Below are 18,841 nucleotides of genomic sequence, written 5' to 3'. Positions count from 1 at the left end.
GGCCGCGTGGCCTGGCAGAATGCCGCCATGCGCGACTCAAAGATCGTCGACTTCCTGGCCGAGCTGGCCGACCGTGTGCCCGCGCCGGGCGGCGGCGCGACGGCAGCCCTGCACGCGGCGCAGGCCGCCGCGCTGCTGGGCATGGTGGCCCGTTACAGCACCGGCGAGAAGTACGCCGGCCACGCCGAGACCGTCGTCGCCGTCATCGCGGAGACCGACACGCTGCGGACGCGGGCGCTGCGGCTGGCCGAGGAGGACGCGGCGGCGTTCACCGCGGTCACCGACGCCTACCGGCTGCCCAAGGGCGAGGAGCGCAGCGCCGCGATCGCCAGGGCGCTGGCCGGCGCGGCCGAGCCGCCCGCCGGGGTGGTCGAGGCCGCGACGCGGGTGATCGAGCTGTGCGAGCTGCTGCTGCCGATCGGCAACCGCAACGTGGTCACCGACGTGGCCGCCGCGGCGGAGGCGGCCCGCGCCGCGCTCACCACCGCCAGGGTGAACGTCGAGATCAACCTGGGCGGCATCAAGGACGAGCGAGTACGCGAGGAGCTGAAGATCCGCGTCTCCGGCGTGGACGCGGCCGTCGCCAGGGCAGACTGGGTGACCGCCGAGGTACGCGAGGAGATCAACCGTTGAAGACGCTGACCGGGAAGGACCTGGCCGCCGCCATCCGCGCCCAGACCCAGGCCGAGGCCGCGACGGTCCGGCAACCGCGGCTGGCCGTGGTGGTGGCCACGGGCGACGAGGCCAGCCTGTGGTATGTCCGGTCGATCGCCAAGGCGGCGGCCGGCGTGGACATCGCCTGCGACGTGGTCGACCTGGGGCCGGACGCCGCCCCCGAGCGGATCGGCGAGACCCTGGCCCGGCTCAGCGGCGACCCCAACGTGCACGGCGTGATGCTGCAGACCCCGCTCCCCGCGGGCGCCTCCGCGCAGGAGCTGGCCGCGGCCATCGACCCGCGCAAGGACGTCGACGGCGCCAACCCGCTGTCGCTCGGGCGGCTGGCCGCCGGGCTGCCGGCCTTCCCGCCCGCCACGGCGGCGGCCGTCATGGCCCTGCTCGACCACTACGAGGTGGATCTGCGGGGGCGGCGCGCGGTGGTGGTCGGCCGCTCGACCGTGGTCGGCAAACCCCTCGCCCACCTGCTGCTCGACCGGCACGCCACCGTCACCGTCTGCCACTCGCGCACCCGCGACCTGGCCTCCGTGACCTCCTCCGCCGAGGTGCTGGTCGCGGCCGCCGGCCGGGCCGGGCTGATCGGCGCCGGGCACGTCGCGCCGGGCGCGGTCGTGATCGACGTCGGCACCAACCCGACCGCCGACGGCGGGCTCACCGGCGACGTCGACTTCGACGCGGTCGCGGACGTGGCCGGGGGGCTGACGCCGGTCCCCGGCGGCGTCGGCCCGGTGACGACCGCGCTGCTGCTGCGCCACACCGCCCGCGCGGCCAACCTGCCGTGACCCGGTGGGTCTGCCCCGAGTGCGATCGGGAGTTCGCCCGCGAGCGGCAGTCGCACGTGTGCGTGCCCGGCTGCACGGTGGACGAGACGTTCGCGCCGTTCCCGCCCGTCTACCGGGAGATCTACGACCTGCTGATCGGGCGTCTCGGTCCGATCCACGAGGACGCGGTGCGGGTCGGCGTGTTCCTCAAGAGCGAGCGCAAGTTCGCCGAGGTGCGGCCGAAGGCCCGGAGCCTGTCCCTGGCGCTGGCGTTGCCCCGGCGGGTCGCGCACCCGCTGATCGCCAGGACGTTACCCGCGCCCGGCGGGCGCGTGTGGCATTTCTTCAAGCTCACCCGCGTCGAGGACGTGGACGAGCGGATCACCGAGTGGATGGCGGAGGCGTGTGATGGGTGACGTGCTGATCGTGCAGAACAGCCGGAGCGGCGGCCCGAGCCGCCTGGGCGGCTGGCTGGCCGAGGCCGGGCACGAGCTGCACGTCGTACTCGCCCACGAGGGCGACCCCCTGCCCGCCCGGCTCCGCCACGACGCGCTGATCGTGCTCGGCGGCGGCTACCTGCCCGGCGAGGACGACCGGGCGCCGTGGCTGGCCGGCGCCCGGCGGCTGGTGGGGCAGGCGCTGGCGGAGGCCGTGCCGCTGTTCGGCATCTGCCTGGGCGGGCAGATGCTCGCCGAGGTCGCGGGCGGCCGGGTCACGGGCGACGCGGGCGCGCCGGAGAACGGCAGCGTCCCGCTCACCATCCGGCCGGAGGCCGCGGGCGACCCGCTCTTCCGCGGGCTGCCCCCGGTGGTGCAGGCCGTCGAGCACCACAAGGACGCGATCACCCGGCTGCCCGCGGGCGCCGTCTGGCTGGCGGAGACCGAAGCGTGCCCGTACCAGGCGTTCCGGGTGGGCGAGCGGGCGTGGGGCGTGCAGTTCCATCCCGAGGTGCTGCCGTCGCGCATCCGCGAGTGGCGCGCCGACGGCTTCGACCCCGGCGCGGTGTACGCCAGGGCGGTCGCCGACGAGCCGGTGTCCACGCCGATCTGGCGGGAGGTGACGATGCGCTTCGCCGCGCTCGTCGCCGAGCACGCCTCGGCGGGCCGGGGTCCGGTGGACGCGAGAACCGGCGCGGCTTGACCGTCAGCGCGCGTACGAGTCCCAGCCCAGCTTGATCGCCACCGCCAGCCCGCACGCAGCCGCCAGATAGCGCAGGCTGTGCCCCGGCATCCGGCGCGCGATCTTGGGCCCGGCCCACCCGCCCACCAGGAACCCGGCCGCCAGCGGCAGCGCGGCCCCCCAGTCGACCGGCCCGAAGATCGCGAACCCGAGCGCCGCCACCGCGTTCGCCAGCCCCGCCATGACGTTCTTCATCGCGTTCAGCTTGACCGCGGAACGGTCGAGCATGGCCGTGAGCACGGCGAACACGAGAATGCCGCCGGCCGCGCCGAAATACCCCACGTAGATCGTCACGGCGAACAGCGCCACCCGTCCCAGCACCCCGTGCTCGCCGTGCGGCCGCCCCGACGGCGGCCGGACCAGCAGCAGCGACGCCATCGCGATCAGCCAGGGCGCGATCAGCTCGAACGTCCTGGCCGGGGTCACCAGCAGCAGGAACGCGCCCGTCGCACCGCCCAGCGCGGCCACGGGACCGAGGGCGAGCACCCGGCGGCCCTCCCCGGCCAGCTCGGGCCGCGATCCGGCGGCCGCGCCGATGCCGGTGAAGACGAGGGCGACGGTGTTGGTGACGTTCGCGGTCAGCGGGGGCAAGCCGAAGGCCAGCAGCGCCGGGTAGGAGACGACCGAGGCGAGGCTCACGACCGTGCTCACCACACCGGCGGCGACGCCGAGTCCGAGCAGGCCGAGCGCTTCTCCGACGATCACCCCGTCATGCTATGGGTTGTCCGTTTTGTCCCCACGGTCGGGTGCGGCGGCCGGCCGCGGCCAGGCCGAGGGCCAGGATCGCCGCCCCCGCCCCGGCCGCGGCCCAGCGGCGCTGGCGCGCGACGCGGCGCTCGACCTCGGCGTACGGGGTCGTCGAGAACGACACGAGCTCGTACCGGGAGACGTAGCCGGGCAGCACGCGCTCCAGGGCGTGCTCGATCCTCTTGCCCGCCAGGAACATCCGGGAGCCGACCTTGTCGCGCATCTCCACGAAGTTGTCCAGGGCGAGCCGGGCGATCACGTCGGTGTCCTCCTTGCGCCGCTCGAACAGCTCCAGCGCCTGCGGGAAGTCGTCCCCCGCCTCGGCCAGGCAGCGGTCCAGCTCCACGCAGTCCTCGAACCCGCAGTTCGCGCCCTGTCCGTAGAAGGGCACGATGGCGTGCGCGGCGTCGCCGGCCAGCCCGATCGTCATGGCGTCCGTGCTGACGTGCCAGGGCGAGCAGCGCATCGTGACCAGGTGCCCGACGGGGTTCCCCTGGTACGCCTCCACCAGGCCGGGCATCAGCTCGAACGCGTCCGGGTAGTGCCCGGCGAAGTACGCCCTGATCTTCCGCGGGCTGTCCAGGGCGGCGATGCTCTCGTGCGGCCAGAACAACGTGCAGGTGAACGACCGGTCCGGATTCGGCAGCGCGATCATCATCGACCGGCCGCGCGGCCAGATGTGCAGCGCGCCGGGATCCATCGCGAACTCACCGTCCCGCGCCGGGATCGACAGCTCCTTGTAGCCGTAGTCCAGGTAGTCCTGGCTGAAGCTCACGCCCGGCAGCTGCTGCAGCCGCGCCCTGACCGCGCTGTACGCCCCGTCCGCGCCGATCACCACGCGCACCCCGTCCACCGTCCGCGCCCCGAACTCGAGCCTCCCGCGCCGCTCGTCCAGCCCCGTGAGCCTGTGCCCGAACCGCACCTCCACGTTCGGCAGCGCGGACGCCGCGTCCAGGAGCTCCCTGTTGAGGTCGGCGCGCCCGATGGAGTTGATCGCGTGGGCCCGGTCGGCGCTGTAGGGCTGGAAGGCGAGGGCGCCGTCGGGGGCGTGCATCATCCGGCCCGCCATGGGAAGCGCCTCGGCCAGCACCTTTCCGTCCAGTCCCAGGCGGCGCAGGGCGTCGATGCCGCGTTCGGAGATGGCCAGGTTGATCGACCGGCCGCGGTCGGGACCCTGCTCGCGTGGGTCCTCGCGGCGTTCGTACAGGGTGACGTGGTGGTCGCGGCGGGCCAGGAAGCAGGCGAGCAGGCAGCCGACGAGACCGGCGCCGACGATCGTGACCTCCATACTTCCTTCGTACGGCGGGGCGGCGGCCATGTCCAGGCGGGCCGTCACGCCAGGGCTCCGGCGATGGCCTCGGCCGTGGCCTGCCAGATGGGGGTGGCGGGGGTGATCACGTCGAAATGGTCGCCGGGCATCTCCAGATAGGTCACCTCGTCCCCGGCCTGCCGCGCCGCCTGCGTGTACCGGCGTCCGAAGTCCACCAGGTCCAGGTCGTCGGCCGAGCCCTGGACGACGAGCTGGCGCACGCCGAGCGGCAGCCTCAGCAGCGGGGACGCGGCGATGTAGAGGCGGACCGTCTCGTCGTCGGCATGCGGAGAGCGACCGTGGGATGCCTGCGCGCCGCGAGGCACCCGCCGGCCGAGTGCGGCGGCGACGGCGCCGGAGCTGAGCCAGCGCCGGTCGCCTTCGACGAGGTCGAGCACCCCCGCGAGGGAGACCGCCAGCGTCACCCGCGCCCCGTCGGCCGCCGCCTGGAACGCGAGCTGGGCGCCCGCGGAGTGCCCTACCACCGCCACCTTCCCGGCGTCGCCGAGCGCGGCCAGCCCGGCGGCCACATCCGCGGTGGTCGCCTCCCATCCGTGCAGGTCGGGCCGCCGGTATTCGAGGTTCCACACGGCGAGCCCGCGCGCCAGGAGATCCGCGCAGAGCGCCTCCATGAGGTCGGCCGCCCAGATCGAGCGCCAGTAGCCGCCGTGGATCAGCGCCACGACCGGCGCGGAGTCCGCGGGCGTGTACAGGTCGCCCCACTGGTCCCGATGCGGCCCGTACGGGATCCGCCGCCGCCCGGGGTGCCGCATCCGGTGCGCCGCGTGCCTGATCCCCCACGCGATCCCGCCGAGCCCGCGCCCGTGCAGATGCGTCGCCCCCTCCCCCGGCTCGACCCCGTCGACCCGTTCCACGTCCACCCACACCACGGCCCCGGCCGCCCGCCCGATCAGCTCACGCATCTCGCCCGAGCGCCCGGGGATCACCACCGCCCCGTCGCGGAGCAGCTCGGCGGCGTGCGCGGCGTCGCGGGCGTGCGTGACCGATCCTCGTACCCCCAGCGCCGCGAACTCCCGCCCGGCGATCTCCTCGATCAGCCCGGCGTCGGCGACGACATCGGGACCGACCACGATCAGCACTTCGTCCATGACATCCGACGTTACAGAAGACTTCCCCGCCGATACCTTGAGCCGGGTGCAGGTTGAACGGCTTCACCCATGGCCCACCGGCGCCGCCGAGGCGGAGGCCATCCAGGACCGGCTCCGCGGCCGCGTCGAGCTGACCGGGCCCACCACGTTCGCGCTGGTGGCGGGCCTGGACGTGCACTACCACGGCGACGGTGACGATCTGACGGCCGCGGTGGTCGTCCTGGACGCGGACACGCTCGGCGTGGTGGAGCAGGCGGTGGCGCGCGGGAAGGCGGCGTTCCCGTACGTGCCGGGGCTGTTCGCCTTCCGCGAGCTGCCCGCCCTGGTGGAGGCGCTGGAGCGGCTCACCGTGACGCCCGACCTGCTGGTCTGCGACGGGTACGGGCTCGCGCACCCGCGCGGGTTCGGGCTGGCGTGCCACATCGGCGTGCTGACGGGGCTGCCGGCGCTGGGCGTGGGCAAGACGCCGTTCGTCGGCGCCTGCGAGCCGCCCGAACCGGAGCGGGGGGCGTGGACGCCGATCGTGCACGAGGGCGCCACCGTCGGCCGGGCGCTGCGCACCCAGCACGGCGTCAAACCGGTGTACGTCTCCCAAGGCCACCGCATCGCCCTGGACACCGCCGCGGCCCAAGTCCTGCGCCTCGCCCCCCGCTACCGCCTCCCCGAGCCCATTCGCCACGCCGACCACCTGGCCAGGCATCCGGTGTGAGACCGGGCGGGCTCAGCGGGGCGCGGCGGGGAGGTGCGCGCCGGAGGCGGCCAGCGGGGGCAGGATCGCCTGGGCGTCGGCGCCGCCGAACCACAGGCCGATCACGAACGCCGCCGTCGCCTCCAGTTGCCAGGCCCGGTCCAGCCCTCCGCCGTCCACCGGCGTGCAGCCGAGGTCGGCGACCAGCCCGCGCACCGCCTCCAGCGCCGCGGGGTCGTCGCCGCACAGCGGCACGGCGAGCGGCCGCCCGCCGAACACCGGAGGCTCCATCCGCCACACGTCCACATGGCACAGGTTGAACGCCTTCACGACGTGCCCGCCGGTGAGCGCGCCGATCCGCGCGGCGAGCGGCCACGCGGGGTCGTACGCGGCGGGGTCGGCGGCGTTGGTGACGTCCACGACCGGCTTGCCGCGCAGCACCGTGCCACACGCCCGCAGCACGTCGTCGAGCCCCGCCTCCCGCACGCCCACCAGCACCACGTCCCCGAACCCGGCCGCCTCCGCCCAGGTCCCCGCCCGGACCGCCGGCGAGCCCGGCCCCGCCGCCATCTTCCCGGCCTGGGCGGCGGTCCTGCCGGGGTCCCTGCCGCTGATCATCACCTCGTGCCCCGCCCTGGCCCACTGCGTGCCCAGCGCGTCCGCCATGCCTCCGGCGCCCAGGATCCCGATCCTCATGTACGTCCTCCTCCGATGAAGGCCTTTACTGATGGGAGGACTGTAGAAATCCCGACGCACACCATTCGGTGCCTAACGGAGGCCCTCGTTGTTCATCGCCGACTGCCAGGCCAGGCTCGCCTTCGACCTGATCGGCAACACCTGGAACGCCGTCGTGATCTGGTCCCTGCGCCACGGCCCCCGGCGTCCCGGCCGGCTGCAGGAGGAGATCGGCGGCATCAGCACCAAGGTCCTCACCGAGACGCTGCGCCGCCTGGAGTTCAACGGGCTGGTGGCGCGCCAGGCCTACGCCGAGGCGCCGCCCCGCGTCGAGTACGAACTCACGGACCTGGGCCGCACCCTGCTCGGCCCCATCGGGGCGTTCGGGGAATGGGCCTTCGCCCACGCCGACGAGGTCATGGCGGCGCAGGACCGCTGGGACTCCACGTGCTGAAACTCTTTACATGAACAGTGTGTTACTGAATCACTACCCTGGGTAGCAAGTCGAAGGTTGTTCATTACCGTTACCCAGGAGGTTCCATGCTTCTCAGACCCCGCCGGATCGCCACCGTGGCGATCATCGCCGGTGGCCTGACCCTGTTCGCCGCACCCGTCTCACACGCCGTCGTCGACCCGGCCAATCTCGCCCTCTGCCTGGCGGATTCCGCGACCGGCGTCACGACGTTCGTCGACCCGACCGCTCCCGGCGTCCCGCACGAGTTGCCGGCGCTCGGCTGCTTCCACCCCTGACCCGCCCGGCCGGACCGCCGGCTTGAGCCGGCGCTTCCCCGTCCGGCCACGGGGCCGGGCGGCGCGACCGGTGCGTCGCGCCGTCCGGCCCCTCCGATCCCCCGTTCCGCTGACAAGCGCACAGAGCAGCAAGGAGATCCGTTGAAGGCCCGAGTCATGACCGCCGTCGCCGCCTTGGCGCTGGCGTCCGCCGCCGCTCCCCCCTTCGTCCTCGACCAGCTCGGCTCCGGCTCGACTCCATTCGTCGACGTCCAGACCTTCGTCCAGCACTTCAACGTCCTCACGTCGTAGTGCGGCTCGCGCAGCTGTCCGTGGCCGGCCGGCCGACGGGGCCGCGGACTGCGCTCGCACGCGTCGGCTACGTCATGTTCCTCAGCCGGTGGATCCAGGTGCCGCTCTACCTGGGCCTGATCGTCGTCCAGGTCGTGTACACGTGGCGCTTCATGGTGGAGCTCCTCCACCTGGTGCACCTCGGCTTCGGCGGCTCTCCCCCGGAGACCACCGTGATGCTGATCGTCCTCGGCCTGGTGGACGTGGTGATGATCTCCAACCTGCTCATCATGGTGATCGTCGGCGGCTACGAGACGTTCGTCTCGCGGCTGCGCATCGAGGGGCATCCCGACCAGCCGCAGTGGCTGTCGCACGTCAACGCCAACGTGCTCAAGGTCAAGCTGGCCATGGCGATCATCGGCATCTCGTCCATCCACCTCCTCCAGATCTTCATCAACGCGGCCAGACCGGCCATCACCGACAGGGAGCTCCTGTGGAAAACGTTGATCCACCTGACCTTCGTCGTCTCGGCGCTGGCGCTGGCCCTGATCGACAGGATCATGGCGGGTGGCCGGCCCCACCAGGGCAGCAACCAGGGCAGCAGACCGGACGAACACCCCGCGGAACCACCGCAGGGGCAGCGGGTAGCCGCCTAGCGTGGTGGGGCCCGTACCGACGATGCCCGTGGTGATGGGGATGCGGGGCGTCGCGGCGGCGGCCGTCGCCGGTGTGCTCTTCCACGGCGCCGCCGCGTACGCCGACGATGAGACCCGCGACGCGGGCCCGGCCCCCCTCATCGGCGACGTGACGGTGTTCAACGACGAGATCGTCGAGCCCGTGTCGGCGCCGGTGACCACGTGCGGAGGCGTGCTGGTGCTGTTCAGCCAGACGCGGGCCGACTGCCCGGGCGCCTCGCGCGTCTCGGACGACGACGCTTGACCCCCGCGTGTGCCCGCCCGCGGGGGTGGGCGGGCACCGCAGCCCTCCCTCAGCCGTACAGCTCCTCCAGCACCGCCGCCACGCCGTCCTCGTCGTTGGACAGCGTGCGCCGCTCGATCGCGGCCAGCACCGTCTCGTGCGCGTTCGCCATCGCGTAGCCGGCGCCCGCGTACGCGAGCACGGCCAGGTCGTTCGGCATGTCACCGAACGCCACCACCTCGCCCCGATCGACGCCCCGCTCCAGGCAGAGCCGCTCCAGCGTGCCCGCCTTCGTCACCCCCGGCGCACTGATCTCCAGCAACCCCCGCACACCCGAGTGCGTGACCTCGCCCAGCCCCGTGAGCGCGGCCAGCACGGCCGCGAGCATCTCGTCCGCTGTGTGGGCCTCCGACATGGCCAGCAGCTTGGCGATGGGCTGGTCCTCGTCGAAGACGGAGCGCACCTCGCGGTAGTAGGCCATGTCCTCGGCGATCCGCAGGGTGTAGGCCGCCTCGGCCAGCACCGACCGGCCGGTCTCGATCGCCAGCCCGACGCCGGGCAGCGCGCCGGCGAGGGCCTGCGCGATCTTCCTGGCGGACGCCGGGTCGAGCGGCAGGCTGCCGGTGATCTCGTCGGTGGCCAGGTCGTAGACGATGGCGCCGTTGCTGCAGATCGCCGTGCCCGTCACGCCGGTCTGCTCGGCGATCAGGCGGACGGCGCGCGGCGGCCGCGCGGTCACGAAGACGATCTCGGCTCCGGCCGCGCGGGCGGACCGGAGCGCTTTCCTTGTACGGGGCGAGACGGCGCCGCCGGAGGTGAGCAGCGTGCCGTCGAGGTCGGTGGCCACGATGCGGGGGAGGGTCATGAACTGTAAGGTACGCCAGTGACCTCCACCCCCCGCCCGGACGATCGTGTGGCGTCCGCGTTCCGCTTCGCCACCGAGCTGGTGGCCTGGGTCGCGACCCCGTGGGCGCTCGCCCCGCACTCCGTGCCGCTGGCCGCGTTGTCCGTCGTGGTGCTGATCGGGCTGCCGACGGTGTTCTCCACGCCGGGCGACAAGCGGAATGTGATCGTCGCCGTGCCGGGGCACGTGACGATCGTGCTGGTCCTCCTCCAGCTCGTGGCCGCGGTCGCGGCGGCGTGGGTGGCCTGGCACGCGTTCGCCGCCGCGCTGGTGAGCGTGCTGGCCGTGGTCACGGTGGTGCTGGAGCTGCCACGCTGGCGGTGGCTCATCTCACGGTGACGGGGTCACATCCGCATCTCGGACGGGAGCTGCGTGGCGGCGTTCAGGAGCTCCATGCCCACGAGCCGCCCCGAGTCGCCGTAGTCGAGGACGACCTCCTCCGCCACGATCTGACGGACGGCCTCGCCCGGGACTATTTCGCGCTTCATCGCGATGTAGGCGATGTCGAGCTCCTTGTCCCAGGTGACGTACACCGTCTGCGCCCGCGGCCCCGACGGTGTGTCGTCCCAGCTCAGCAACCCTTCCTTGGCCTCGTGCGAGCCGGTCACCGCGGCTCGTACCATCGCCATCGCCAGCTCGACCGCGCCCAGCGAGTCGAGCCCCGTGACCTTCCTCTCGTGTTCCCACCCGTCGAGCCCGTCGATCCGGTAAGGGCACGACCACTCCCCGGTCGGCTCCTCATACGGCACGCCGACCGTGACGACCACGTCACGCGGCGGATCGCTGCGCAGCACCAGCACCCGATGGGCGATCTCGTACATGTCTGCTGCTCTACCCCGGAGGCCACTCCTGGAAGACTGGCGAACGGGAACGGCAGGTCACCTGTTCGCCTGCCGGACGTTCCCCTATCGTCGCCCGCAGGAGCATGCGAAGGGACAGTGATGAACGAGTCGTTCGGGACGCGCCTGAGAGCCAGGCTCGACGAGTGCGGACCGCTGTGTGTGGGGATCGATCCGAGCCCGGCGCTGCTCGACGCCTGGGGGCTGGACGATTCGCCCTCCGGCCTCGAACGCTTCACCCGCACGGTCGTCGACGCGGTGGCCGACGTGGCGGCCGTCGTCAAGCCGCAGTCGGCGTTCTTCGAGCGGTGGGGCAGCCGGGGAATCGCCGTCCTGGAACGCGCCATCGCGGACCTGCGCGAGGCGCGGACGCTGGTGCTGCTGGACGTCAAGCGCGGCGACATCGGCAGCACGATGGCCGCGTACGCCGAGGCGTACCTCGACCGGGGCAGCCCGCTGGCCGTGGACGCCGTGACGCTGAGCCCGTACCTGGGGTTCGGTTCGCTGGAGGGGGCCATCACCTCGGCCGTGGCCAACGACGCCGGCGTGTTCGTGCTGGCCCGCACCTCCAATCCGGAGGCGGCCGGGCTGCAGCGGCTCGTGGCCGGCCAGGTGCTGGCCGGAGCGGCCGCGGCGAACGCGGGACACACGCCGTTCGGGCCGGTCGGGGTGGTCATGGGCGCCACGCTCCCCGAGCTGGAGCACTCGCTGACCGGTCTCAACGGGCCGATCCTCGCGCCCGGGCTGGGCGCGCAGGGGGCCACCCCGGCCGACGTGGCCCGGCTGTACTCGTCGGTGCGGCACGCCGTCCTGCCCTCGGTCTCCCGGGCCGTGCTGGCCGACCCCAAGCGGCTGCGCAGCCGCACGATCTACTACCGGGACGAATGCGCCGCCCACCTGACCCCCGAGGCCGCGGGCCGAAGGTGACGATGCGTTTCGAGAGCGGCGTCGCCATCGACGCGCCCGCCGGCGAGGTCCGGCGGACCATGATCGACGTGTCGCCCGGCGTGACGATCGCGGCGAGTCACACGATCGTTCCCCGGGACGGCGGCGGCGAGCCACGGCATGGCGGCGCGAGGCCCTGTCCTGAAAGGCCGGGCGGGGTGCGGTATCAAGGCGGCGCGGACGGGGGTCAGCCGGTGGGGCCCGCGTCGGGGCGGGTCACTCCCTCATCCTGCTCCGCGCCCCGGTCTTCCTGGGCACCCTCGTCAGTCTGGGCGCCCTCGTGCCGCTGCGCGCCCTCCTTCCGGTCGGGCTCGTCCAGCTGGTCCGGTGGGTCGGCGGGGATGGGGCGGCGGGACTTCGGCGTGCCGGCGCCGGACCGCTCCGCGACGACGTCGCTCTCCCCGTTCACTCCCGCCACCGCGTCCGGCAGCTCATCGGGATTCTCGCTCATGGTCACCCCCTGCCCCGCCGGTACCCGCCGAACCGGCTTGCTACGGTCCAGGCATGATCTCCCGAACCCATCGCCCCACGGCCCGGGTCATCCTCGCCGCCCCTGACGACCGGGTCCTGCTGTTCAGGTTCGTCCCGCCGGACCCGTGGCCGAAGGATCCGCCGTCCTGGCACGTGCCCGGCGGTGGCATCGAGCCCGGCGAGACTCCTGCGCAGGCCGGGGCGCGGGAGGCGTTCGAGGAGACCGGTCACGTGCTGGACCCCGCCGCCCTGGGCGATCCCGTGGCGGTGAACGAGGGCCCATGGTCCAACCAGGACCGCCACTTCTACACCGTGCACACGTACTTCTTCGCCCGCGTACCCTCTCCCACGGTCGCGCCCGCCGCCCTGGAGGACTACGAGCAGGAGGAATGGCTGCTCGGCAACCGCTGGTGGAGCGCCGCCGAACTGGCCGCGACCACGGAACGCGTCTTCCCGCCCGGCCTGGCCGGGATCCTGCCCGCGCTGCTCGCCGGGGCACGCCCGGCGGCCCCCATCAGGCTTGCCTGGACGCACGAGAATCCGGCGGGAAATTCTTCCCTGCGGATGTAGAGAACCCGGATGCGGCTCCGACCGAGTCACGAGAACAACGTAAGACGACGAAGGAGCACATCATGAGCAAGCTCATTTACTGGGTTCACACCTCGGTCGACGGTCACATCGACGGCCCGAACGGCGAGTTCGACTGGACGGAGATGGGGCCGGAGCTGTCGGCGTACGGGGACGAGGTCCACGCCACGGTCGGCACCTTCCTGTACGGGCGCGTCGTGTGGGAGATGATGTCGAGCTACTGGCCGACGGCCGACCAGATCTCGGACCATCCGCACGACCTCAAGTTCGCGTCCATCTGGCGCAGCACCCCGAAGGTGGTCTTCTCCTCGACGCTGAAGGACGCCGACTGGAACACCAGGATCATCTCCGGCGATCTCGCCGAGGAGGTCGCCGAGCTGAAGCGGCAGGCCGGCAAGGACCTGCTGCTGAACGGCGGGTCGCGGCTGGCGTCCGCGCTCACCGAGCTGGGGCTGATCGACGAGTACAACATCATGGTCCACCCGGTGGTCCTCGGCGGCGGCAAGCCGCTGTTCCTGCCGCAGAAGGAGCGGATCGGCCTGCGGCTGTCGGGTACGCGGACGTTCGACTCGCGGACGGTGCTGCTGCGCTACGACCGGCCCTGACGCCGGCGTGGGCCCTGCCGGCCCCAGGCCGGCAGGCGGCCGGTACGGGGCTTCAGGTGAGGGAGTCCTCGATCTGCCGGCGCGTCGGCATCGAGGTGCTGGCGCCCTCTCGCTGCACCGACAGCGCCGCCGCCGCGGAGGCGAAGCGGAGGGCGCGGGCCATGGGCATGTGTTCGGTCCGGGCCACGGCCAGCGCGCCGACGAACGTGTCCCCCGCCGCCGTCGTGTCCACCGCCTTCACCTCCACCGCCGGCACGCCCAGCCGCTCCCCCGACCGCGACCCGTACAACGCCCCCTCGGACCCCAGCGTGATCACGACCTCCTCGACGCGTTCGAGCAGCGCGTCCAGGGCCGCGTACGCGCCGGTGACGCCGGTGACGGCGGCGGCCTCGTGCTCGTTCGGGACGATCATCGTGACCGCGTCCAGGAGCTCGTCCGGCAGCGGCTGCGCGGGTGCCGGGGTGAGGATCACGGGCACACCGGAGACCTGCCCCGCCTGCGCCGCCGCCACCACGGCCTCCATGGGCAGCTCCAGCTGCAGCAGCAGCGCCCGCGAACCGGCGATCGTGGCCAGGTCCTCGCCCGAGGGACCGGTGACGGTGCCGTTCGCGCCGGGCACGACGATGATCGAGTTGCCGCCGTCGTCGTCCACCACGATGTGCGCGATGCCGCTGGGTCCCGGCACCTGGCGCAGGCCGCGTACGTCCACTCCGGACTCCGCCAGTGTGGCCCGCAGCTCCGCCCCGAACCCGTCGTCGCCGACCGCCCCGAGGAACGCCACCGCCGCGCCCGCCCGGGCGGCGGCGATGGCCTGATTCGCCCCCTTGCCGCCGGGTATGGTGCGGAACCGGTGCCCGGTCACGGTTTCACCCCGCTTGGGGGCTTCGGAGACGTAGGCGACGAGGTCCATGTTGGCGCTGCCGAAAACCGAGATCATGACTTCATCATCTCCTGAGTACGCCGGGCCAGCTCGACGAGGCTCACCCCGTCGAACCCGGTCAGGCTGCTGGCCAGGCTGTCCCGGATGCGCCACCGCTCCGGCACGCCGCCGTTGAGCGCGCCCGCGACGGAGCCCGCCGTGGCCCCGGCCGAGTCGGTGTCCCAGCCGCCGGCGACCGCTCCGGCGATCGTGGCGGTGAAGTCGCCCCGGCCGTGGATCAGGGTGGCCGCGATCAGGGCGGCGTTGTTGATCGTGTGGACCCAGTGCAGGGCGCCGTGGCGCTCGTGCAGCCGGTCCACGACGCGTTCGAAGTCGTCCTCGCGGGCGGCGTCCGCGACGGCCAGGCGTACGGCCTCGTACAGGCGCGAGCCGCGTGGCACCACGGACAGGCCCGCCTCCACGACCTCCTCCGGCGACGTGGCGACCAGCGCGGTGGCGCACATCGCGGCCGCGAACATCGCCCCGTAGATCCCGTTCGCGGTGTGCGTGAGGCGGGCGTCGCGCCAGGCGTGCTCGGCGGCCGCGGCCGGGTCGCCCGGGTTGACCCAGCCGTACACGTCCGCTCTGATCAGGGCGCCGATCCACTCCCGGAACGGGTTGCGGCGCGTGGCCGTGCGCGGGGGCTCGACGCCGTCCAGGAGATTGCGGTACGCGACACGCTCGGCGGTGAACGTGCGTCCGGCGGGCAACTCGTCGAGCCACAGCCCGGCCACGTCGTCCGTGGTGAAGGCGCGGCCGTGCCGCTCCAGGACGGTCAGTGCCAGCAGCGGGTAGTTGAGGTCGTCGTCCTCGGGGATGCCGTCGATGTTCTCGGCGAGGGAGTTGACGGCGCTGCGGCGGTTCCACGGCCGGCGGCGGGCGACGTCGTCCGGCAGGCCCTTCGCGGTGAACCAGCCGCGGATCGGCCAGTTGCCGGTGGCCTCGGCGATCTCCCTGATGCCCTCCCGCGGGATCTTCTCCACCGGCTTGCCGAGCACACACCCGGCCACGCGCCCGGCCCAGGCCCCGAGCACCCGCGCCGGATCCACGGCGACGACGGCCGATCCGGCGGCACCGGGCCAGGCGGCGGCAGCCGGTTCCCTTCCGCGTCCGGGCCAGGACGGGCAGGCGGCGATGATGTCCGGCAGGTCCGACGGCTCCGGGAGGGGCGACGGGATTCCTCCCAGCTCGTCCAGCAATTCCCCGGCCAGTCGCCTCAGCCGCGCCGCGCCCGCATCCGAGGCGCCGGCGCGGGGCGGGGCGTCGTGGCCGCCGGCCGCGTGCCACCGGGCGGCGATGTGCCGCACGTCGCGCCCGTCCTCGGCGGCCTGGCGGAGCTCGTGCCCGATCAGGTCCTCGGGCTGGACCCAGGTGAGCCGGATCATCGGCGGTCGAGGCCGGCGAAGGCGGCCTCGTGGGCGCGGCGGCGTACCAGGTCGTCGGCGTGCACCCGGCGCGCCACCTCCGCGATCGTGAGCCCGGGCGCCACCAGGTCCGTACGGCTGGCCACCCCCACCCGCTCCACCCACCGCGCCGGCACGGCGCCCAGCCCGCCGAGCGCGCCCGCGACGGCCCCGCCCATGGAGGCGATCGAGTCGGCGTCGCGCCCGTAGTTGACGCCGCCCAGCACGGTGTCGCGGTAGTCGCCCTTGGCGATCACCAGGAAGCCGAGCGCCAGCGGCAGCTCCTCGATGCTGTGCACCCGGCTCGGCCGCCGCGCCCCCAGCCCCTGGTCGCGGTAGGTGTCGGCGACGGTGTCGTACGGCCGCATGGCGGCACGCAGAGCCGCGAACGACCCGTCCCAGTGCCCGAGCCCGGCGGCGGCCTCGCAGACCGCCTCGATGGCGGCCCTGGTGCCGTCCTTGGCCAGGCGCAGGCAGGTGGCGACCACGGAGTCGACGGTGGCGCCGGGACGCATGGCCTCGGCGACGGCGGCGGCCATGACGCCGGCGGCCTCGCGTCCGTAGCTCGACTGGTGCGCCCCGGCCAGGTCGACGGCCTCGGCGTAGGCGGCGTCGGGGTCGGCGGCGTTGACGATGCCGACGGGGGCGACGTACATGGCCGCGCCGCAGTTCACGATGTTCCCGACGCCGGCCTCGCGGGGGTCCACGTGCCCGTAGTGCAGCCGGGCCACGATCCACTTCTCCGCCAGGAAGACCCGCTGCAGCGGCAGCGCCTCGGCCTCCAGCTCGGGGATCCAGCGCCGCTCGCCCATCAGCTCGGGCACGAGGTGGTCGGCCATCGCGTACGCGTCGAGGTGGCCCCCGACCTTCTCGTACACGCGGATCAGGGCGTGCGTCATCAGGGTGTCGTCGGTGATGTGGCCGTCGCCCTTGTGGTAGGGCGCGATCGGGCGGGCGTTGCGCCAGTCCTCGTTGAACGGCGGGACGATGCCCTCGACGCGGCCGCCGTACCGCTCCACGATCTGTTCGGGGGTCCAGCCCTCGGTGGCGCCGCCCAGCGCGTCACCGACCGCCGCCCCCGCCACGCAGCCGGTCGCTCTGTCCTCAAGCGGCGTCATGCGATTCCCTCCGTGAAATTGCTCGCTAGTTCGATCAGATCCTTGCCCGCCAGGTCCGGCAGGCAACAACCGGCCAGCGTACGGGCCGGAGCCGCCCACCCCTCCGGGATCGCCTCGTACCCGCCGCACGCCCCCGCCAGCGCCCCTGCCAGGGCGGGCGCCGAGTCGGCCAGCGCGGCCAGGCACGCCGCCGCCGGCACGGCCCTGACCAGCTCGCCCCCGGAGACCTCCGCCAGCGCCAGCGCCACCGGCACCGTCTGGGCGGCGCCCACGCCGTAGCTGTAGACGTGGTCGAGCAGCGCCGCGTCCAGCGCGGGCACCGCGGCGAACGCGTCGCCCGCCTCGCGCGCGACCTCCAGCGCCAGGCGGGCGTTGTGCCCGATGGCGGTGTCCTGCGGCAGTACGGCCAGCGCGGCCTCCACCGCCCGGCCGATCTCGCCCGTCTCCACGGCCTCGGCCACGGCGGCGGCCATGGCCTGGGCGCCCCGGATCCCGTCGGCGGCGTTCGTCACCTGGGCGTCCTGCGTGGGGTCCCTCCCCAGTGCCCCGAACGCGACGGCCCTGATCGCGGCGGCGTCGTCGAAGTGATGCGGGTTGTCGTGCCCGGACGCGGGCGGCTCGACGCCCTTGGCCAGGTTGTCCAGCGCGGTGGCCACCGAGATCCGCGCCCGCGCCTCGGCGCCGATCAGCTCCCTGAACGCCTCCGCCCGCGGCCGGTCGATCGTGAGCAGCGTCCAGGCGAGCCATTCGGCGTCGTCGGACGGGCCGATGGCCAGCGGGGCGGTGGGCTGGTTGAGCGCGAACGGCACCGGCAGCGTGGTGACCCGGTGCTCCTCGGCGAACGCGTCGAGCTCCCTGTGCAGGCGTCTGCTCCAGGGGGCGTGCAGGGCCGCCCGGTGCCTGGCCGCGGGCCAGCCCGCGGCGTCACCGACGGCGAGCCCGGCGAAGGCGCCTTTGATCCTGTCCCCCGACATGGTGTCCTACAGTCCTTTCGCCAGCTCGTCGGCGACGTCCAGCACGTGTCTTCCTGCCACGACGGGCAGGCACTTGCCGGTCACGGGCCCGATCCTGGCGGCCCAGCGCTCCGGCACGCCGCCCTCGCCCTGCCCGGCACCGGCGATGGCGCCGGCGATGGCGCCGATCGTGTCGGCGTCCCGGCCCAGACTTACCCCGAACGTCACGGACGCCTCGACGTCCCCCTCACCCACCAGGAACGCGGCCAACGCCAGCGACACCGCCTCGGGCGCGATGTCGGTCCAGGGGTAATGCCTCACGACGACGGCCTCGTGCAACGCCTCCACGAGCTCCAGGTCAGTCGCCGCGCGCGTCGCGCCCGTGGGCGGTGACCAGCCGAGGACCTCGCACACCCGCACGATGTTCCGGGCCGTCCACGAGTCGGCCGGGATCACCGACAGCGCGGCCGGCACGATCTCCTCCACCGACGCCCCGCCCATCGCCGCGGCCACCGCGCCGGCGACCGCGCGGCCACCCAGGATCCCCTCGCCGGACCCGCTGACCAGCCCGTCCTGTTCCACGAGCCGCGCCGCCTCCGCGGGATCGCCAGGACAGAACACCCCGTAGGGCGCGGCCCGCATGGCGAGCCCGTCCGACCACCCGTGAGAGTGCACCAGCCCGGTCAAAGGCGGCTCCAGGCCGTGTCGAAGCGCTTCGACAGTGCCCAGCTCGGAGAACCCCGCCCCCCGCATCGGCCCGGTCACCCGGGGGATGATCTCCGTCCGGTACGCCTCCGCCACCAGCCGGGCGGTCAGCCCGTGCCCGTGCCGCACCAGCAGCGACGCGGCGAAGACGGCGTACTCGGTGTCGTCCGTGCCCCCGCCCTCGATCTCGGTGAGCCGCCCCCACCGCCGGCGGATCTCCGCCGGCGACAGGTTCTCGGCCGGGGCCCCGAGGGCGTCGCCGGCCGCCAGGCCGAGCAGACACCCCCGGGCCCTGTCCTTCAACGGGTCC

Annotated in this window: 26 protein-coding genes; 14 read left to right on the top strand and 12 right to left on the bottom strand. The window is 73.6% G+C overall.

The window, feature by feature from the left end; genetic code table 11:
* Window positions 1-27: 27 nt before the first annotated feature.
* Genes ACIBX3_RS31730 through ACIBX3_RS31715 form a run of 4 tightly spaced genes read left to right on the top strand, consistent with a single transcriptional unit; the run spans window position 28 to window position 2,576 of the window.
* Complete coding sequence (locus tag ACIBX3_RS31730; RefSeq protein WP_397123380.1) at window positions 28-633, top strand: cyclodeaminase/cyclohydrolase family protein; 606 nt, start codon at window positions 28-30, stop codon at window positions 631-633.
* On the top strand, window positions 630-1,457 hold the full coding sequence (locus ACIBX3_RS31725) for a bifunctional 5,10-methylenetetrahydrofolate dehydrogenase/5,10-methenyltetrahydrofolate cyclohydrolase (RefSeq protein WP_397123378.1): 828 nt from the start codon (window positions 630-632) through the stop codon (window positions 1,455-1,457). Before ACIBX3_RS31730 ends, ACIBX3_RS31725 begins: the two co-directional genes overlap by 4 nt.
* Window positions 1,454-1,852: a DUF5655 domain-containing protein gene (locus ACIBX3_RS31720; protein ID WP_397123376.1), complete on the top strand. Its 399-nt coding sequence runs from the start codon at window positions 1,454-1,456 to the stop codon at window positions 1,850-1,852. The genes ACIBX3_RS31725 and ACIBX3_RS31720 overlap by 4 nt, the downstream gene beginning before the upstream one ends.
* Window positions 1,845-2,576, top strand: a complete 732-nt coding sequence (locus ACIBX3_RS31715; protein ID WP_397123374.1) for a type 1 glutamine amidotransferase — start codon at window positions 1,845-1,847, stop codon at window positions 2,574-2,576. The genes ACIBX3_RS31720 and ACIBX3_RS31715 overlap by 8 nt, the downstream gene beginning before the upstream one ends.
* A gap of 3 nt (window positions 2,577-2,579) precedes the next feature.
* Here ACIBX3_RS31715 and ACIBX3_RS31710 read toward each other — a convergent pair whose 3' ends face one another.
* From ACIBX3_RS31710 to ACIBX3_RS31700, 3 genes are read right to left on the bottom strand one after another with little or no spacing between them, the layout of a single operon-like run.
* A complete protein-coding gene (locus ACIBX3_RS31710; RefSeq protein ID WP_397123372.1) occupies window positions 2,580-3,320 on the bottom strand; it encodes a sulfite exporter TauE/SafE family protein in 741 nt (246 codons plus the stop codon).
* Window positions 3,321-3,324: 4 nt separating this feature from the next.
* Complete coding sequence (locus ACIBX3_RS31705; RefSeq protein ID WP_397123370.1) at window positions 3,325-4,698, bottom strand: FAD-dependent oxidoreductase; 1,374 nt, start codon at window positions 4,696-4,698, stop codon at window positions 3,325-3,327.
* The gene (locus ACIBX3_RS31700; protein WP_397123368.1) at window positions 4,695-5,780 is read right to left on the bottom strand and encodes an alpha/beta hydrolase; all 1,086 of its coding nucleotides are present in this window, start codon (window positions 5,778-5,780) and stop codon (window positions 4,695-4,697) included. The genes ACIBX3_RS31705 and ACIBX3_RS31700 overlap by 4 nt, the downstream gene beginning before the upstream one ends.
* 46 nt (window positions 5,781-5,826) lie before the next feature.
* Here ACIBX3_RS31700 and ACIBX3_RS31695 point away from each other — a divergent pair, with 46 nt between their 5' ends.
* On the top strand, window positions 5,827-6,489 hold the full coding sequence (locus tag ACIBX3_RS31695) for an endonuclease V (protein ID WP_397123366.1): 663 nt from the start codon (window positions 5,827-5,829) through the stop codon (window positions 6,487-6,489).
* Between the two features lie 12 nt (window positions 6,490-6,501).
* On the opposite strand, the gene ACIBX3_RS31690 is transcribed toward ACIBX3_RS31695, so the two are convergent.
* On the bottom strand, window positions 6,502-7,164 hold the full coding sequence (locus tag ACIBX3_RS31690; protein WP_397123364.1) for an NADPH-dependent F420 reductase: 663 nt from the start codon (window positions 7,162-7,164) through the stop codon (window positions 6,502-6,504).
* Between the two features lie 88 nt (window positions 7,165-7,252).
* Here ACIBX3_RS31690 and ACIBX3_RS31685 point away from each other — a divergent pair, with 88 nt between their 5' ends.
* The 5 genes from ACIBX3_RS31685 (at window position 7,253) to ACIBX3_RS31665 (ending at window position 9,102) form a co-directional block, all read left to right on the top strand.
* Window positions 7,253-7,597, top strand: a complete 345-nt coding sequence (locus ACIBX3_RS31685) for a winged helix-turn-helix transcriptional regulator (RefSeq protein WP_397123362.1) — start codon at window positions 7,253-7,255, stop codon at window positions 7,595-7,597.
* Between the two features lie 86 nt (window positions 7,598-7,683).
* Complete coding sequence (locus ACIBX3_RS31680) at window positions 7,684-7,893, top strand: hypothetical protein (protein WP_397123360.1); 210 nt, start codon at window positions 7,684-7,686, stop codon at window positions 7,891-7,893.
* Between the two features lie 141 nt (window positions 7,894-8,034).
* Complete coding sequence (locus tag ACIBX3_RS31675; protein WP_397123358.1) at window positions 8,035-8,184, top strand: hypothetical protein; 150 nt, start codon at window positions 8,035-8,037, stop codon at window positions 8,182-8,184.
* Window positions 8,184-8,819 (top strand): TIGR00645 family protein, encoded by a 636-nt coding sequence (locus ACIBX3_RS31670; protein ID WP_397123356.1) that lies wholly within the window; start codon window positions 8,184-8,186, stop codon window positions 8,817-8,819. Before ACIBX3_RS31675 ends, ACIBX3_RS31670 begins: the two co-directional genes overlap by 1 nt.
* 22 nt (window positions 8,820-8,841) lie before the next feature.
* Window positions 8,842-9,102 (top strand): hypothetical protein, encoded by a 261-nt coding sequence (locus ACIBX3_RS31665; protein WP_397123354.1) that lies wholly within the window; start codon window positions 8,842-8,844, stop codon window positions 9,100-9,102.
* Between the two features lie 49 nt (window positions 9,103-9,151).
* Here ACIBX3_RS31665 and ACIBX3_RS31660 read toward each other — a convergent pair whose 3' ends face one another.
* The gene (locus ACIBX3_RS31660; protein ID WP_397123352.1) at window positions 9,152-9,946 is read right to left on the bottom strand and encodes an HAD family hydrolase; all 795 of its coding nucleotides are present in this window, start codon (window positions 9,944-9,946) and stop codon (window positions 9,152-9,154) included.
* Window positions 9,947-9,964: 18 nt separating this feature from the next.
* Between ACIBX3_RS31660 and ACIBX3_RS31655 the strand changes: the two genes are divergently transcribed.
* Window positions 9,965-10,324: a hypothetical protein gene (locus ACIBX3_RS31655; protein ID WP_397123350.1), complete on the top strand. Its 360-nt coding sequence runs from the start codon at window positions 9,965-9,967 to the stop codon at window positions 10,322-10,324.
* A 5-nt stretch (window positions 10,325-10,329) separates the two neighbouring features.
* Here the strand turns inward: ACIBX3_RS31655 and ACIBX3_RS31650 are convergent, their stop codons facing one another.
* Entirely contained in the window at window positions 10,330-10,806 is a 477-nt protein-coding gene (locus tag ACIBX3_RS31650; protein WP_397123348.1) for a DUF2283 domain-containing protein, read from the bottom strand.
* A 120-nt stretch (window positions 10,807-10,926) separates the two neighbouring features.
* On the opposite strand from ACIBX3_RS31650, the gene pyrF reads away from it, so the two are divergent.
* On the top strand, window positions 10,927-11,751 hold the full coding sequence (pyrF, locus tag ACIBX3_RS31645; protein ID WP_397123346.1) for an orotidine-5'-phosphate decarboxylase: 825 nt from the start codon (window positions 10,927-10,929) through the stop codon (window positions 11,749-11,751).
* Window positions 11,752-11,956: 205 nt separating this feature from the next.
* Here pyrF and ACIBX3_RS31640 read toward each other — a convergent pair whose 3' ends face one another.
* Entirely contained in the window at window positions 11,957-12,220 is a 264-nt protein-coding gene (locus ACIBX3_RS31640) for a hypothetical protein (protein ID WP_397123344.1), read from the bottom strand.
* Between the two features lie 53 nt (window positions 12,221-12,273).
* Here ACIBX3_RS31640 and ACIBX3_RS31635 point away from each other — a divergent pair, with 53 nt between their 5' ends.
* Entirely contained in the window at window positions 12,274-12,810 is a 537-nt protein-coding gene (locus ACIBX3_RS31635; RefSeq protein WP_397123342.1) for an NUDIX hydrolase, read from the top strand.
* A 62-nt stretch (window positions 12,811-12,872) separates the two neighbouring features.
* On the top strand, window positions 12,873-13,433 hold the full coding sequence (locus tag ACIBX3_RS31630; protein WP_397123340.1) for a dihydrofolate reductase family protein: 561 nt from the start codon (window positions 12,873-12,875) through the stop codon (window positions 13,431-13,433).
* Window positions 13,434-13,485: 52 nt separating this feature from the next.
* Here the strand turns inward: ACIBX3_RS31630 and rbsK are convergent, their stop codons facing one another.
* The 5 genes from rbsK to ACIBX3_RS31605 are packed head-to-tail and all read right to left on the bottom strand — an operon-like array spanning window position 13,486 to window position 18,834.
* Entirely contained in the window at window positions 13,486-14,370 is an 885-nt protein-coding gene (rbsK, locus tag ACIBX3_RS31625) for a ribokinase (RefSeq protein ID WP_397123338.1), read from the bottom strand.
* Entirely contained in the window at window positions 14,367-15,737 is a 1,371-nt protein-coding gene (locus tag ACIBX3_RS31620; RefSeq protein WP_397123336.1) for an ADP-ribosylglycohydrolase family protein, read from the bottom strand. The genes rbsK and ACIBX3_RS31620 overlap by 4 nt, the downstream gene beginning before the upstream one ends.
* Window positions 15,734-16,873 carry an ADP-ribosylglycohydrolase family protein gene (locus ACIBX3_RS31615; protein WP_397123334.1) on the bottom strand — a complete coding sequence of 380 codons (1,140 nt, stop codon included), beginning with the start codon at window positions 16,871-16,873 and terminating at the stop codon, window positions 15,734-15,736. The genes ACIBX3_RS31620 and ACIBX3_RS31615 overlap by 4 nt, the downstream gene beginning before the upstream one ends.
* Window positions 16,870-17,847 carry an ADP-ribosylglycohydrolase family protein gene (locus ACIBX3_RS31610; protein ID WP_397123332.1) on the bottom strand — a complete coding sequence of 326 codons (978 nt, stop codon included), beginning with the start codon at window positions 17,845-17,847 and terminating at the stop codon, window positions 16,870-16,872. Before ACIBX3_RS31610 ends, ACIBX3_RS31615 begins: the two co-directional genes overlap by 4 nt.
* 6 nt (window positions 17,848-17,853) lie before the next feature.
* A complete protein-coding gene (locus tag ACIBX3_RS31605) occupies window positions 17,854-18,834 on the bottom strand; it encodes an ADP-ribosylglycohydrolase family protein (protein ID WP_397123330.1) in 981 nt (326 codons plus the stop codon).
* Between the last annotated feature and the right edge of the window lie 7 nt (window positions 18,835-18,841).

The sequence above is a fragment of the Nonomuraea sp. NPDC049480 genome, from assembly GCF_044465905.1.
Classification (GTDB): domain Bacteria; phylum Actinomycetota; class Actinomycetes; order Streptosporangiales; family Streptosporangiaceae; genus Nonomuraea.
This window is presented reverse-complemented; position numbering and strand designations above follow the sequence as displayed.